The following is a 404-nucleotide window of genomic DNA, read 5'->3' as shown; positions in this document are numbered from 1 at the left end:
AAAATGCTCGTTTGGTGGCGATAGCGGAGGGGTTCCACACGTACCCATCCCGAACACGACCGTTAAGCCCTCCAGCGCCGATGGTACTTGGACCGCAGGGTCCTGGGAGAGTAGGACGTCGCCAAGCGAATACCCTTTTGGGTTATTTTTTTTGCCTGGTCGTTACATTTAATGATGAGGGCCCTTAGCTCAGCTGGTTAGAGCGCACCCCTGATAAGGGTGAGGTCGGTGGTTCGAGTCCACTAGGGCCCACCATGTAACTTCATAATTCGATTATGGGGCCATAGCTCAGCTGGGAGAGCGCCTGCCTTGCAAGCAGGAGGTCAGCGGTTCGATCCCGCTTGGCTCCACCAATATTCCCTGATAGCTCAGTTGGTAGAGCACTCGACTGTTAATCGAGTTGT

At 54.2% G+C, this 404-nt stretch carries 2 tRNA genes and 1 rRNA gene; all 3 read left to right on the top strand.

What is annotated here, in order from left to right:
- The first annotated feature begins 10 nt into the window (after nt 1-10).
- Nucleotides 11-127, top strand: a 5S ribosomal RNA gene (rrf, locus tag PV403_RS24995).
- A gap of 51 nt (nt 128-178) precedes the next feature.
- Nucleotides 179-255: transfer RNA gene (locus tag PV403_RS24990), tRNA-Ile, on the top strand.
- 22 nt (nt 256-277) lie between these two features.
- A tRNA-Ala gene (locus PV403_RS24985) sits at nt 278-353 on the top strand.
- Nucleotides 354-404 lie beyond the last annotated feature (51 nt).

This window comes from Paenibacillus sp. GYB006, assembly GCF_036577645.1.
Lineage (GTDB): Bacteria > Bacillota > Bacilli > Paenibacillales > Paenibacillaceae > Paenibacillus.
This window is presented reverse-complemented; position numbering and strand designations above follow the sequence as displayed.